This is a genomic window from Isoptericola nanjingensis, assembly GCF_050311635.1.
Lineage (GTDB): Bacteria > Actinomycetota > Actinomycetes > Actinomycetales > Cellulomonadaceae > Isoptericola > Isoptericola nanjingensis.
On the sequence record NZ_JBNOZL010000024.1, the window covers coordinates 1 to 253 of the forward strand.

General features: G+C 63.2%; 1 protein-coding gene. It reads right to left on the bottom strand.

Going from position 1 to position 253, the window contains the following annotated elements; translation table 11 throughout:
- Positions 1 to 253 (bottom strand): ABC transporter permease subunit (locus tag ACQP6G_RS20865; RefSeq protein WP_429767240.1); only part of this gene is annotated, 253 nt, incomplete at both ends.

Below are 253 nucleotides of genomic sequence, written 5' to 3' on the forward strand. Positions count from 1 at the left end.
CGCATCAGGGGCAGCATGATGGAGCCGAAGATGCGGCCGTGGCCGGCGCCGTCGATGCGGGCGGCCTCGTCGAGCTCGCGGGGCAGGTTGCGCATGAACTGGACCATGAGGAACACGAAGAACGCTTCCCCGGCGAGGAACTTCGGTGCCAGCAGGGGGATGAAGGTGTTCACCATGCCGAGCTCGTTGAACATGATGTATTGCGGGATGATCACGACGTGGAACGGCAGCAGCAGGGTGCCGATCATGATCG